10 protein-coding genes are annotated in these 14592 nt (G+C 54.1%); 3 read left to right on the top strand and 7 right to left on the bottom strand.

Annotation, left to right across the window (positions count from 1 at the left end; all coding sequences use genetic code 11):
• Positions 1-8: 8 nt before the first annotated feature.
• Positions 9-425 carry a GNAT family N-acetyltransferase gene (locus G491_RS0121405; RefSeq protein WP_015949175.1) on the bottom strand — a complete coding sequence of 139 codons (417 nt, stop codon included), beginning with the start codon at positions 423-425 and terminating at the stop codon, positions 9-11.
• 853 nt (positions 426-1278) lie between these two features.
• Here G491_RS0121405 and G491_RS34370 point away from each other — a divergent pair.
• The gene (locus tag G491_RS34370) at positions 1279-4497 is read left to right on the top strand and encodes a cache domain-containing protein (RefSeq protein ID WP_051327433.1); all 3219 of its coding nucleotides are present in this window, start codon (positions 1279-1281) and stop codon (positions 4495-4497) included.
• Between the two features lie 209 nt (positions 4498-4706).
• Here G491_RS34370 and G491_RS0121390 read toward each other — a convergent pair whose 3' ends face one another.
• The 5 genes from G491_RS0121390 to G491_RS0121370 form a co-directional block, all read right to left on the bottom strand.
• Positions 4707-6026, bottom strand: coding sequence for an L-cysteine desulfidase family protein (locus G491_RS0121390; RefSeq protein ID WP_028316019.1), 1320 nt, complete (start codon positions 6024-6026; stop codon positions 4707-4709).
• A gap of 38 nt (positions 6027-6064) precedes the next feature.
• Complete coding sequence (locus tag G491_RS0121385; protein WP_028316018.1) at positions 6065-7279, bottom strand: NRAMP family divalent metal transporter; 1215 nt, start codon at positions 7277-7279, stop codon at positions 6065-6067.
• 8 nt (positions 7280-7287) lie between these two features.
• Positions 7288-8595, bottom strand: a complete 1308-nt coding sequence (locus G491_RS0121380) for a M20/M25/M40 family metallo-hydrolase (protein WP_028316017.1) — start codon at positions 8593-8595, stop codon at positions 7288-7290.
• Positions 8596-8666: 71 nt separating this feature from the next.
• A complete protein-coding gene (locus tag G491_RS34365; protein ID WP_051327432.1) occupies positions 8667-9509 on the bottom strand; it encodes an L-2-amino-thiazoline-4-carboxylic acid hydrolase in 843 nt (280 codons plus the stop codon).
• A 16-nt stretch (positions 9510-9525) separates the two neighbouring features.
• Positions 9526-11304, bottom strand: coding sequence for an FAD-dependent oxidoreductase (locus G491_RS0121370; protein ID WP_028316015.1), 1779 nt, complete (start codon positions 11302-11304; stop codon positions 9526-9528).
• A 254-nt stretch (positions 11305-11558) separates the two neighbouring features.
• Between G491_RS0121370 and G491_RS34360 the strand changes: the two genes are divergently transcribed.
• Both G491_RS34360 and G491_RS31855 read left to right on the top strand, forming a co-directional pair.
• Complete coding sequence (locus tag G491_RS34360) at positions 11559-12197, top strand: TetR/AcrR family transcriptional regulator (protein WP_015949167.1); 639 nt, start codon at positions 11559-11561, stop codon at positions 12195-12197.
• A gap of 50 nt (positions 12198-12247) precedes the next feature.
• A complete protein-coding gene (locus G491_RS31855) occupies positions 12248-12802 on the top strand; it encodes a transposase (RefSeq protein WP_051327431.1) in 555 nt (184 codons plus the stop codon).
• 309 nt (positions 12803-13111) lie between these two features.
• Here G491_RS31855 and G491_RS0121355 read toward each other — a convergent pair whose 3' ends face one another.
• Positions 13112-14521, bottom strand: coding sequence for a trypsin-like peptidase domain-containing protein (locus tag G491_RS0121355; protein ID WP_035219744.1), 1410 nt, complete (start codon positions 14519-14521; stop codon positions 13112-13114).
• Positions 14522-14592 lie beyond the last annotated feature (71 nt).

Here is a 14592-nt window from a genome sequence, read left to right as displayed (position 1 = left end):
GAAATAATCTACTTCCTGGTTTTTAACATGGGGGTGGCCCCGGGCATTTCTTCAAATCCCAGAGGGGTGTAAAAAGGAGCAGAGCCCTTTTCCGCTACCACGCCGATCCAGCGCAGACCGTCGCCGTGCACCTTTTCAGTCAACTCCTGCACGATTAAACGGCCGATGCCCTGCTTCCGGAAATCAGGATCCACCAGCACGTCCTGCACATAGGCGTCGCTGGCGCGGTCGCTGATCGCTCTTCCAATGCCGACGATCCTCCCTTCCACTTCAGCCGCCGCAAAATAGTGGCTTCCCTGGATAATGCGAACGACCAAATCCGGGCCTTCCTTCCCTTCCTCCCACCAGCCCTGGGCTTTATAAAGCTCGACAATGCGGGCTACTTCCTCTTTGGTTGGCGATTGCAAAAAACGTATCGTCATCATACTCCACTCGTTCCATATATAAAAGGGGCGCAAGCCCCTCTTAATCTCTCCGCCTTTGATTGCTAAAGATAACAACCCAATACCCAAAGGTCAAGAAGCAGGTCGCCATGGAACGCCATAAGCCGCATGAAAATCATGACATTTTAAGTCTATCGACCATTGGGCCCAGGTTCTTTAAGGCTGCGCCAAACGGTATTGCGGCAATTAGATTCCCTCGCCCCGCAGCTGCGAGGTCTCCTCGCCATGTTACCATGCAGATTCGTTGCATGCGGCGGCGACGGGAACAGTCAGCGCGGAAACCGCGCGACTACCCTGCGCGGAAACCGCACGACTACCCAGCACGAAAACCGCCTGACTATCCAGCGCGGAAACCGCGCGACTACATGTCCGTTGGGATGCCTGGCGCGAATCCGGTTATAGCGTGCGTATTTGCCGGATCTCCTCGCATAACGGAAACGCCTCCATATACTGTAGCTGCGAGGTCTCCTCGCCTTGTAGCTGCGAGGTCTCCTCGCCTTGTAGTTGGGAGGTCTCCTCGCCTTGTAGTTGGGAGGTCTCCTCGCCTTGTAGTTGCGAGGTCTCCTCGCCTTGTAGGTGCGAGGTCTCCTCGCCTTGTGGGTGCGAGGTCTCCTCGCCATGCGAGCGGATTCCGGGGACTCCCACAGGGCCAAACAAAACTTGGCCTGCCGGTATGAATTATGGTTTAATCTCTGCATCTATTTGCCGCTACTCGATTGCGTTGGTTTCCTCAAAAATCCAATATCATTCCGGCATATACGGCGGGCAGGGAACGGCGCCGCAGCGTGAGGGCAGAGGACGGCCCGCAACAAATCTATATTCATACGGAGAACCTATGGCGCCAAGAGATCCAAACAGCCTGAGAAATCTTTTTTTGCGTTACATGGCGGCCATTGCACTGGCTTCCCTTGTCAGTTGGACACTGGTCCTGGTTTATAGCGATTACACATCCTTTAAAGACCAATCCGTGATCATGCGTCAGGAATTCATGGATCAGCAAAAGGATCTGCTGAGCTCCAAGGTTAGTGAGGTCAGGGATTACATCGATTACAACGGAAACCTGACGGAAAAACGGCTGAAAGACTCCCTGCAAAGTCACGTCAATGATGCGCATCATATAGCCTCCGGTCTGTACAACGAGTACGCAGCCTCCGAGCCTACGGAAAAAGTGCAAAAAATGATCAAGGAGGCTTTAAGGCCCATCCGCTTCAACCAGGGCCGTGGATACTATTTTGCGTTCAACCTGGACGGTGTTGAGGAATTGTTTGCGGACCGTCCTGAACTGGAAGGCTCAAACATGCTTTCCATGGTTTCCGACGACGGCAAATATGTGGTTAAAGACATGCTCGCCCTATGCCGCGAAAAGGGCGAGGGATTTTACACCTACTACTGGACCAAGCCGGGCGAAAAGCAGGGCAGTTTTCCCAAAATCGCCTATGTAAAGCTATTTGAGCCCCTTGGATGGGTGATAGGCACGGGCGAGTACCTGGACGATTACACCCACATGGTTCAAAGCGAGGTTTTAAACCGAATAAAGGATCTTCGATTTGAGCCTGCCGGGTATTTTTTCGGGAGCACTTTTGACGGCGGCTCTCTTTTCTCTGCCGGAGAGATCACCATTGGGGCCGGCAGCATCCAGGACTTGACGGACCCCAATGGCGTAAAAATCATCCAGGAGCAGCAAAAAGAGGCAAAAAAGCCAGGGGGCGGCTTTGTTCGATATTCTTGGCGTAAACCCGGCTCTGACACTCCTTCTCCCAAAATATCCTATGTCCTGGCCGTTCCTCAATGGGAATGGGTCATTGGTGCGGGCGTTTATCTGGATAGTATTGAGCCCGCCATAAAAGCCAACGAAAAGGCGCTGTTCAAAGATTTGGAGAAAAAAATACTGCGAAGCCTCATCGTTCTGTTTATTCTCTTGGCCATCGTCTTTGCAGCGTCACGCATTGTTTCCGGCAATATTCAGGCATCCGTCCAATCTTTGACCCTTTTTTTCCAGCAAGCGGCCAGGGAGTCCATAAGTATAGACACTGACGATCTGCACTTCTCGGAATTCCAGGACATCGCCCGGCAAATCAACCTGATGCTGGTTGAAAGAAAACACGCCGAAGAAGAATTGAAAGCCAGTGAAATCAAATGGCGCAGCTATGTGGAAAATGCGCCTTACGGAATTTTTACGGCCGATAGGGAGTGGAGGTACATGGACGCCAATCCGGCTGCTGAGCGGATAACCGGCTATTCCAAAGAAGAGCTCCTTAAGCGAAAGGTTCCTGACCTGGTTGTTAAGGAAGAAAACAAGGACCCCAACCAAAACTATAACGCACTTCTTTCTCAGGGCGTTTTTAACGGGGAATCAATAATCAAGCGTAAAGATGGAGAAATCAGAAATATAAGCATTTGCGCCGTTCGCTTAAGTGGAGACCGTTTCCTGGCGTTTGTAGACGATATAACTGAACAAAAAAAGGCTCAGCAGGAAATATGGAAAACCAATACCTTGCTTACAGCGGTTATCAAACAAGCGCCGTTCGCAGTGCAGATTCTGGAAGAAAAGGACAATCTTATCAGTGTCGTCATAGAAAACGACGAGTCGGCCAGGATCGTAGGAGAGTCGTTACAGGGGCGGGACGACATTGACTCTAAAGTTTCGGAATCGCTTGACGCGCGATTTTTTACCATAGATGGACGCACGGAAATCCCCCTGGACCAAATGCCAAGCCCAAGGGCTTTTCGGGGGGATGTGGTGAGCGGCGAGGAGTATTTGTTCAGGCACGCGGACGGAAAGGAAATTATGGTGGAGGCCAGTGCGTCGCCAATATTCGATAACGAGGGCAAAAATATCGCCGTATGCGTTACTTTTCACGACGTCACGGAACAGCGGAAAACTGAGCAGGAGAAGGCGGAGCTTAAAGAGCAGATTTATCAGTCCCAGAAAATGGAGTCCGTGGGAAGGCTTGCAGGCGGAGTGGCCCATGATTTCAACAACATGCTGAGCGTCATACTGGGCTTTGCAGAAATGGCGCTGGACCGCATGGATGAAAACCACGACATCTATTTCGATTTAAAGGAAATTCATACCGCGGCCCTGCGGTCCGCGGACCTGACGCGCCAATTGCTGGCCTTTGCCAGAAAACAGGCCGTTGCTCCAAAAATTCTTGATTTGAACGACTCCATAACCAATATGCTGAAAATGCTGCGAAGGCTCATCGGGGAGGACATAGAACTGGAATGGCGGCCTGGCCTGGACCTGGGGAAAGTGAAAATCGATCCCTCGCAACTGGATCAGATTTTGGCGAACCTTTGCGTCAATGCCGGACAGGCCATAGAAGGAGGCGGCAAGATCATCATCCAAACGGAGCAAGCCATCGCCACATCCAGGTTTTGCGCGATGCACCGCGACTTCACGCCGGGAGAGTATTGCCTGATTTCAGTCCAGGACAATGGCCAGGGCATGGATGACGAAACGCTTAAACGCCTTTTCGAGCCCTTTTACACCACCAAGGAACTGGGCAAGGGGACGGGGTTGGGGTTGGCCACCATTTACGGAATTGTTAAGCAGAATAACGGAGTCATAATCGTAGACAGCAAAAAAGATTGGGGTTCCGTTTTTAAGGTCTATCTGCCCAAATGCGAAAGCCCGGAAAAAGGGAGGGAGACCAAGGAAGCCCAGGAAGTCCGGCATGGAAACGGGGAAACCATTTTGCTGGTTGAAGACGAAGAATCAATCATGAAAATGGGGGAAAGAATGCTTTCCAGGCTGGGATATAAGGTCATGGCCGCAAGCAATCCCGAAGACGGGCTTCGCCTCGCCGAGCAGCATGAAAGCGCAATAGACTTGCTGCTCACCGACGTCATCATGCCGGGGATGAACGGGAAGGACCTTGCTGAAGCCGTTCATAAGATTCGCCCGGATTGCAAGGTGCTTTTTATGTCCGGGTACACAGCCAGCGTCATTGAACAGCACGGAGTTCTGGATGAAACCACGCATTTTGTCCAAAAGCCCTTTGCTTATCGAAATCTGGCGAAAGGGGTGCACGACGCCTTGCACAATGGGTAGTTGCGCGGTTTCCGCGTTGTTTTTTGATCATTAGGCCCTGCATGGGCGAGGAGACCTCGCGACTACCTTCTGCGAGGAGACCTCGCAACTACAGCCTTCTGTTGCCCCTCTGTGCGAGGGGACCTCGGGACTACTTGGCGAGGAGACCTCGGGACTACTTGGCGAGGAGACCTCGCAAACTACCATGCGAGGGGACCTCGCGACTACGACTAATCAGGTGAAAACTGCTTTTCCAGCATTATTTTCAGGATGGTGCGGTCCGTTTCAATCATGCCTTCCGTGCTTAGAGCGCCCAGGTTTTGGGTGGTTTTTTCCAACGAGGCGCCTATGATGCCGTCCGTCTCCATGACTTTCACCCCTTGCAGGGCGAAAAGCGCCGCCTGAACCGCCGTCCCGGCTGCTGTGGACAGTTTGAAGGCGCAACCGCTTTTTGCGCCGTCGCAAATGATTCCGGCCAGGTCCTCCATCAGGTTTTTAATGGCGTCCGCAATGTGATTGGCGTTGCCGCCCATAAGGTAGGTGACGCCGGCTGTTGCGCCCGCCCCCGCAGCCACGGAGCAGCCGCACACGGCGGACAGGCGGCCGGTAAAGGCTTTTACAAAGGCTGTGACGATGTGGCTCAGGCCAATGGCGCGCAGCATGGATTCGTGATCGCTCTCCAGGTATTTGTGGACCGCCTTGATGGGCAGGATGGCTGTCAGTCCATGGTTGCCGCTGCCGGCGGACGACATGGCCGGCAGGTTGACTCCCGCCATGCGGGCGTCCGCCGCAGCCGAGGTCAGTATGCGGGCGTCCAGAATCATATCCCGGGCAATGAGGCGCTGCCTCACCAGGCGATCCAGGGTTTTGCCCACGCCCAGGCCAGGGCCGTGTTTCAACCCGTAGTCGGCCAGCTTCATATTGGCGTCCAGGCCTTCTTCCAGAAAGGCCAGATCTTCATCATCCAGGTCATCCAGCAAATCCATTAAGTGCTTGAGGCCGAGACCTTTCAGCCACGACTCCAATTCGGCGGCCCTGGCGTTTTTACTGGATTCCTTCGGGGCTATTAAAGGGGAATTCTCCACAGGAACACCGTCCAGCGCCATTCGGGTAATGTTGTCGTGCATGGATTCGACCACAGCCTCGGCCCTGCTTTCCCCCGCCATGACAATAACCTTGATGAATAAACCTTTGTGGTCGGCTAACAGATTCAGCCGGACCTTGCCGTCCTTGATCAGGACCTGGGCTTGCTTGACGTGCTCCGGGCCGACCTCGCCCAGGACTTCCAGGCTTTTGGCCGGATTTCCCCCTATGGCGCCCAGGGCGGCGGCCATATCCAAACCGCTCAGGCCCTCCGTGCCAGGGATGAGGACCGCCAACCCGTTTTTAAAAATGTTGGGGTCCACCCGCACTTCCAAAGCCTCGATGGACGCTTTTTCAGGCAGGAGGGAAGCTGCTGCAGCGGCGCACAATGCCACGGCGGCGGGCTCTGTGCAACCCAACGCAGGAGCCACCTGGATGCTTAATATATCTTTGACTGTAAAGGCCATGGGTCCATTCCTTTCGGCTCGAAAACCGGGCTGAAATGTTATTGCATTACCGAGGCTACAGAGCCTACACAGTTAAGAATGAAGGCAATAATCAAGCCAGTATTCAATAAGGGAGAGTTGATATGCTCTCCCATAATGCTTTTTTTGTTGCCTACAATCAAGTAGATCAAAAGCACTGCCGGACCAGCCAGCAAAAAGATCACCATGGCGAAAACCATATATTTCATGGCGGGCAAGCCGCTTAAGAACGGACCCAGCACGCCGAGCATGATGGTGCAAAAAAGGAGAATTTTGAATTTGACGTTGTTCAGGTCCGGCTTGATCCCCACCATGTCCGCCAGCATATAGCACATGATGGTGGCCAGGGCGCCTAAGGTGGTGAACACCGCTCCGAACAGGCCCACTAGAAACACCCATTTTGAAAAGGCGCCCACCAACGGTTCCAGCCCTTTGGCTGCGTCGATGGCCGAATTCACCTCTATGCCCTGGGGATGCAAAACCGCGGCTCCGGTTATGTAAATGCCTACGCTGAATATGCCGAACAGTATTCCGTAAAACAGGATTTGGTCCAGTTTCATCCTCGGGATGTACTCCACATTATCCCAGCCTTTGTTTTTGACCAGATAAGAGTACCCTGCAGCCACGACTCCGCTGGCCGAACCTCCCATGATGCCGCCGAAAGCCAAAAGGCCGGTTTTGTCAAACGGAACCGTCGGCGCCAACCCTTTGACCGCCTCCGTTATGCTGAAATCGATGAAAAAGAAGTTGATTAAAAACAAGAGCGCCATGCCGGCGGTCATCAGGGAGCACAAAAAAACGACTTTCCTGAACCCGAAGGAAAAAATAATTGCGGCAGCCAGCACAAGAAGCGGCACGATCAGAATATCGTTGAGACCTCCCAGGTTGGGCGCCATCAGGGCTGTGGTATGGCCCAGCAGCTTGCCCTCAACGGTGATGACAAAGCAGCCGGCGAAAAACATCCAGGCGAAAAGCGGGTATGCGAACCAGGGGTGAGAATAATCCCTGATAACCTGAAATCCGGTCTTGCCCGTCACCATGTACACCTTGCCTCCGATAAATGAGACAAGAGCGCCTAAAAAACCGCTCAACAAAGCCATCCACAATATCTTATACCCGAGATGGGAGCCGCCCATGATACAGGAGGCCACGGTGCCGGGCCCCATGGAGGAGGCCACCAAAATGGCGGCCGGCCCAATCATGGACAAGTTTTTAATCAAACCTTCCTTTTTCATGCGTTCTCCTAACCTGCCTTACACAAAGCAAGAACCACGTCCGTGAACGCCTCGGCGCCCTGGACCAGGTTCTCCTCTGAAATTTTTTCGTCAATCCCATGGATCATTTTCAAATGCTCCATGGGAACCGTTACAGGAAAGACTCCGTAAGCCTCCATGCCTTTGGCCCGGAAAAAGCGGGAGTCCGTGGTGCCGGCGGTGAGGGATGGGGTGACCACGTCTTCGGGAAACCGTTTTTGCAGCGCGTCCTTGATGGTCAAGTAATCCGGATGATCCAACGGGGAGGCTGTGGCAGGAAAGTTCATGACCTTTTCCACTTCCACAGCGTCGTCCGCCAGCCACTCCTTAACCTGAGCGACGAATGCGTCGGCGTCCTGCCCCGGAAGCAGCCTTGTATCCAACTGGGCGACCGCTTTGCTGGGGATGACGTTGCCGCTTTCACCGGCCCTGAGAAGGTTCAGGCTGATGGTGTTTTTCAGCATGGCGCCAAGCTGGGGCATGGCGGCCAGGCCGGTTTCCGTCAGAATGCGCACCAGGGTGTCCGGGTTGCCGTCCTCCACGTAGGGGGCGAGGAAGTCCCATTCGCAGGCCATGTTCTTAAAGTACTCCCCAACCACGGGGGCGACTTCCAGGGGACGATCCACGGTCAGCAGCCTGTTCAAGGCTTTGACCAGTTCCTCCAAGGCGTTTTGGCCGTGAGGCATGGATCCGTGGCCCGGCAGGCCCGCCCGGCTTAACTTCAGCCAGCAAGGGCCTTTTTCCGCCGTAGAAATCATGTGCAGGGTCTTGGTGGGAAGAATCCCCTTGACGCCAAAGCCCCCTTCGTTAATCACAACTCCGCCGGCGAAATCCTCCAGGTAATTGTCCGTCAGAAACTGGGCGCCGTGGGCCCCGCCGGTTTCCTCGTCGGCGACGGCCAGGAAAATCAGATCCCGACACAAATCAACGCCCTTTCGCTTCAATTCCAAAAAAGCGACCAGTTCCAGAATTCCCAGGCCCTTCATGTCCAGGGCGCCCCGGCCGTGTACGAAACCGTCCTTTACCTCGCCGCCGAAGGGATCAAAGCTCCACTCGGAAGGATCTGCAGGCACAACGTCCATATGATTCAGCAAAATCAAGGGCGGTTTTTCGCCCGTCCCGGGCAGGACGGCTTTTAAAGACGCCCGGCCCGCATGGGATGTATAAATTTTGCAGGAGGCTCCTTCATGAATAAGAATTTTTTCCAGAAACCCCGCCGCCTCGCCTTCGGCGCCGGGCGGATTGGTGGTGTTGATCCTGAGGTATTCGGACAGTAACTGGATTGCTTCCTGTGTCATAAGACGCCTCCCTTGATTATCCGAAGGGCGATCCCATTCGGACGGTAGATTACGTTCAGGGCGGAGCTGCGTTAATCCTCGGTTTCAAACCGGAAATCGCAGTAATCCGCCCCTTCCATTATGGTCTGTGTTCGGGTGAATTTAATTTTTGGGTTGAACCCCTCCATCAAGGCGAAGTCCCTGCCGCAGCCCAGCAAATAGCCGAATTTTTCCAAGCCGTGCTCTTTGTACATTTCGGCGTACTTGCAGCGGGTGACATTAACCGCCGCCTTTTTTTCCGAGGCCTCCACAATGTCGAACTCCAACGCCCCTCCCTGGCTGAACAAAGGCAGGGCTCGCTGCAGATGCTCCATGGTGTCGCCTCCTGCAAACATCTTTAGCATCTTGCCTGCTTCCAAAGCCAGCTTTTGGATGACCTTTTGGGCCACGGCCTCCGAGGCCTCCTTGCCGAACTCCTGGGAATAGGCTTCGATCAGCGGCGATGCGATCAAGGCTTCGATCTCCCTGCGCACTATCAAATCCACGCTGTTTATATCCTGGGCCACTTGCTCTCCTCCTTCCTCCGCTTCCGGCTCGTCGTCGGCAGCCTTCTTCGCCTTGGCCGGAACCAGATCCTTCAGCACCTTGTTTTTATTCATGGGCTCCAAAAGCAATTCCCCGTCCGAAACCGGCGTCTGGCAAAGCAGGCCGACCTTGCCGTTGATCCTGGCCGTGCACTTGCCGCAAATGCCCAGGGAGCAACCGGCGTGATCGTAATAAGCCAGAGAACTGTCCAGGTTTTGATAGATGTAATCCAACACGTCCATGGCGCTCAGGCCTTCCTCAAAAGGAACCTGAAAGGTCTCATAGCGAGGTTCGGCGTCCTTGTCCGGGTTGAATCGGAACACTTTGGCGTTGATGATTTTGTTGGTCATGGTCTTCCCCCTTGTCCTAATGTTTTCCGCCGGTGTCGGAGCGCGACTCCATCATTTGCTTAACAAAGTCAAAATACGGATGCTTGCCCCCTGGGGGCGCCATGGCGGTTTGGGTTATGGGACGATGTCCGACGTCGACGGATCCGCCGTTCAGGGTCGCAACGCTTTCCTGCAGCCAATTGTCGTTGTCCGTCTCGGGATGGTCCTCCCGAAAGTGGACTCCCCGGCTTTCCGTGCGCGCCAGGGCGGACCTGACCGAGGTTTCCAGCAGCAGAACCAAATTGGGCAGTTCCAGGGCGTCCACCCATTCCTTGTTGTAAGCCCGGGCGTTGGACGTGAGAGCCAGATTGGGAAGATCGTTCTCCTTGATTTCCTGAATCAGCCCCAGGAGCTTGTCCATTTCCTCCCCGGAGCGAATAGGGCCGAGCCAGGCGTGAGCCGCCTCCTGCAAGCGCCTGCGCACCTTGGCGGGATTGGCGCCCTGGGATTTTGTCAAAGGAACGGAAGCGGCCTCTTCCAAGGTTGCATAAGCTGCGTCACTCGCCGCGGCCGCGGCGCTGGATTTGGCGAACTCCGCCGCGTTTTCCCCCGCGTCCACGCCGTGAACCAGCATTTCCGTAATGGCGGAAAAAATCCGGTTGGAGCCGAAGGCGCCCAAGGTGCATTCCCCGGCGGCGAACAAGCCGGGAATGGTCGTCTCGAATTTTTCGTTGACGCAAATGCCGCCCTCAAAATACTCCACGGCCGGCCCCACTTCCACAGGCTCTCCGTCCTGCAATTTTTTTGCCCAGGTCGAAAGATCGATGGCTTTGTATTTCCATTTGGGGAAGATGATGGAGGCGACCATCTCTATATTTTCCCAGGGAACATCCCCGCGGGAGTAAAAAATCCCGCCGTGCGGCCCGGCTTTGCCCGCCCGAATTTCCTGCATGGAGGCATGGGACAGGACGCTTTTATTCCATTCCGTAAAGGTACCGGTCTGAATAACAAAGGGATCGTACTTGTTGAGAAACTCCTCGTCTTCGCTGTTGGTCAGCTTGCCCCCTACGATCAGGCTCATGACGTAAGGCGCCAGGCTGCCTCGCCAGATGGGAGGATCGTAAAACACGTTGCAGCAAAATGTGATGAACTCCATATTGCCCATTTTCGCCCCGGCCCGCATGGCCATGGCCATGCCGTCCCCGGAAAGATCCCGCATGCCCGTGTTGGGCCAGAAGGCCTTGTGCCAACCGCCGCTGGCCATGACAACAGCTTTGGCCTTGAAACGGATAAACTCGCCTGACCGGACGTCCAGGGCCAGGCCGCCTGCGACGGCGCCGTCCTCCAGAACCAGGTCCAGCATGGCGATGTCTTCCCTAAAGGTCACGCCAAGGGATCTCGCCTTGCGCAAAAGCGCGTCCAGGATGTCCAGGCCGGAAGTAAAAATCATGCGTTCATCCGAGAGCTTGACCTTGACCCCCCAGTCCAAAAGCTCCCGCAAACATTGAGGCGCCCGCTCCACATACTGCTGCACAATCTTCTGGTTGTTTAAATACGAGCCCTGGGTCACGATGTCGTTAAACACCTTTTCCATGCTGTCGCTGGGATCGCCCTGCAGCCCATCGATCTTGCTCATGCTGGCGCCGTCCAGGGTGAAGTCGGCCCCGGCCATGGGGGAGGCCCCGCACCGGGCCAGCGGCCCTTTGCTTAAAAGCGTCACCTTGGCGCCTTTTTCCGCCGCGCCGATGGCCGCCCGGAATCCGGCGCCTCCGCCGCCGATGACCAGCACATCGGTTTCCAAGTAGTTTTGCGTCATACGTACACCTCCTGATTGTGGAAGGGTGGATTTTTAAAAATTCGACGTCGCATTCGCTTTTTTAATCTGCAATAGACCGAAAAGAGCGGCCTTGTCAAGAGAAAAAACCGACGTCGAGTTCGCTTTGACAGGCCGAGCTTTTTCCTGTATGCAAAAGACAGACAACAAAAACAGCCGGCGGTTTACTATCCGAATAGGCTGTTTTATACCCAATAAATAAGTGCGTTAATGAATTCCGTCAGGAAATGCTTTTTATGAAAAATCCGGAAAATACGCCCAGTTTTCTCAATATCAAGGAGCCCGTTCAAAAACGGTCCCGGGAAACCCGCCGAAAAATCGTGGAGGCAGCCAGGGATCTGTTTACGGAAATGGGCTTTGAGGAAACCACCACGCATTTGATCGCGGATAAAGCCGGCATGTCCGTGGGCGGATTGTACGCCCATTTTCAGAATAAAGAGGACATCTTCTTATATATCCTGGAACTCCGATCCAAAGAGGTTTACCAGATAACTCTGGACAGCCTGAAAGTGATCCAGGAAAAGAACATTGCGCTGGATCAGGCTTTGGACCATTTGTACCGAACCTGGTACAAGGCCCATACCCGGCACGGCAAGCTGAACCAGGAAATGCTGCGTTTTTGCATGATGAACGAGACCGCGGGCAAGATTCACAACTATTGGGAAAAGGCTGAAACCGACGCCGTAAAATCCCTGATCGCCAGATACCAAGAGGACCTGGCAATAGCGGACGTGGACTCGGCCGTGACGGTCGTCGCCCGCTCCACCCACGAGGTGTTTCATTACCTGTATCGCGAAAAAGACAGCGTTGACGAAAACGCCGTCCTAACCAGCCTCATCACCATGGTGCAAAGGTTCCTGGTAAAAAAAAACTAAATTCGCTCGGGCGGACGGCGCCAAAAAGGAAATTTGTCCGGCCCCATCGTTTGAAGTATTATGATTACTCAAGCGCCGGTGCTTATTTCGTCACCATCTGCACCCACAACAGGGAATTGCTGTTCGGACATATCAATGAAGGAGAGCTTTTTCTCAATGAATACGGGTTTCTTGTTGAAAAGCGATTGCTGCAAATTCCCGACCATTTTCCGGGGGCGCTTATTGATGAATACGTCATCATGCCCAATCATTTTCATGGAATCATTATTCTGGAAGGCGAATCCTCTCGAAACCAAAGACGGACCATTGAAGGCCCTGACCAGGACGCCTCCAGCCAATCAAGGCGTTTGAAACCCAAGTTGGGCGACATAATCGCCTATCTGAAATACCTGACAACCAAAGACATCAATGCAATCAGAGATGCACCCGGCCAAAAAGTCTGGCAGCCCGACTATTACGATCACGTGATTCGCAATGAGCGGGCTTTAAATCGGATCAGAATGTATATTCGCGCCAATCCCAAGCAATGGAATTCCGACCCTGAAAATCCGGAGGCAATCAACCGGCCTTCACCCACCATAGATAATGCGCCCTGGCGGCGGTAATGAGAAATATAGTAGCCGCGAGGATCCCTCGCAAAAAGAAGCGTAACATGCAAGGTAGTCGCGAGGTCCCCTCGCATTAATAAAAATGAACCAACGCGGAAACCGTGTAACTACATCGCGGGAACCGCGTAACTACAGGCGCGGAGACAGCGTAACTACATCGCGGGAACCGCGTGGCTACAACAGCGCGGGGACCGCGCTACAGATGCTGGAACAACGCAACCACGGCGCGGGGAATGCGCGATTACATGCTGAAACCTTCCAACCACGACGCAGAGACCGCGCGGCTACGGCGCGGAGACCGCGCAACTACTGGCGCCTCTTTTCCGCCTCCCATTCCCTGGTTGCGGAATTCAGGGAGAAAACCGTCAGCGGAGATGTGTGCAAGTCCAGGATTAACAATTCCACAGTCGCCGGGGCGTACAGGAATTGGTCTTTAAACGCCATGGATATTTTCTGATTATGCTTAAGCGCGGATGCGAGCCTGATGAAGTCGTCCAAATTCCTGACGGGCTGGCCGTTGATTCCCTGCACCACGACGCCTTTACGGTCCGGGTTGCGCGAAGAGGAGTATCCCACGCTTCCGAACGTAGAGCCGAGTTCTGCCTGGCTCAGGTAAACGCCGTCGCTTGCTATGTCCAGATCCAGCCTGATTTCCGGCGTCAGAGGATGGAAAGTCCCGCCTGCAAAGGTTGCAAAACGGGTTATTTTATAATCCTCGGCATTCAGCACTGGAATTTGGGCGGTCATTTTTTTATCCCTGCGGTAGAACTCCAGAGTCACTTCTCCGCCTGTGCGCTCATCCACGATTTTATCAAAACGGTATAGCCGGTCGCCGATGGGGACGCCGTCCACAGAGTAGATGACGTCTCCGGCCTGGAGCGCCTCTGCAGCAGGGAAGGTGCGGATCACGGACTCCACCATGAGGCAGTATTTCAGGTCGCCAAAATCGCTGCGCATGGCGTCCGCAACGTCCTGAGGAAGCCCCAAGTGCCCGACTGCATCCGCGGTTTTAACCAGGGTGAGCTGCACCCCGATTTCCCCCCGGACCGGCGCTTTTCCCCGAGCCAGATCGGTCAGCTTGTCTTCAATGTAATTGACGGGCAGTTCAAAGCTGGACGTGTCCGTACCTTTAAAATGGAGGCCTACCACCTCGCCCTGTTCATTAAAAACCGGGCTGCCGCTGCTTCCCCCTGTGCGGTCAAAGCTGGTTTGAAAAGTCAGGGAGTGCCTGTCCCCCTTGTTTTTCACCAAATCCACGACAACGCCTTTTTTTACCGAGTATTCCTCGCCTTCATTATTGCCGATAAGCGTGACTTCATCGCCCGTTTTCAGGGAGAAAAAGTCTCCCAGCCGAACCTCCTTGATTTCCGAACTCACGGAAGCGGGATCGAACGAGACGATGGAAAAATCGTGCGTGGCGTCGTAATATTCCACCCTGCCTAAAGTGGATTCACCGTCCAGGAACGTTATTTTAATCTGGGAGGGGAACTCGCCCGCCACGTGCCTGTTGGTTATGATCAGCCCTTTGTCCTTATTGGCGATAAACCCTGTGCCGGAAAACCGCCCGGCCTCGCCCAGCCCAAAGTATTTTGAATAGCTGACTTGGAAATTTACCACGGCCGGCTTCAGATCAGCGGCCATGCCGGCATAAAGCGCAGTTGGAAGGAGCAGGAAGAACCAAACTATTGCGGCGGTCCGAACAATTTGTTTTTTCAATATGTTTTCCTTTTTCAAAAAGATTAGTCGAACCTTTTTGTTCTTCGCACCTCTATGGGCGTCTTTGCGCC

Source organism: Desulfatibacillum aliphaticivorans DSM 15576, assembly GCF_000429905.1.
Classification (GTDB): Bacteria; Desulfobacterota; Desulfobacteria; order Desulfobacterales; family Desulfatibacillaceae; genus Desulfatibacillum; species Desulfatibacillum aliphaticivorans.
This window is presented reverse-complemented; position numbering and strand designations above follow the sequence as displayed.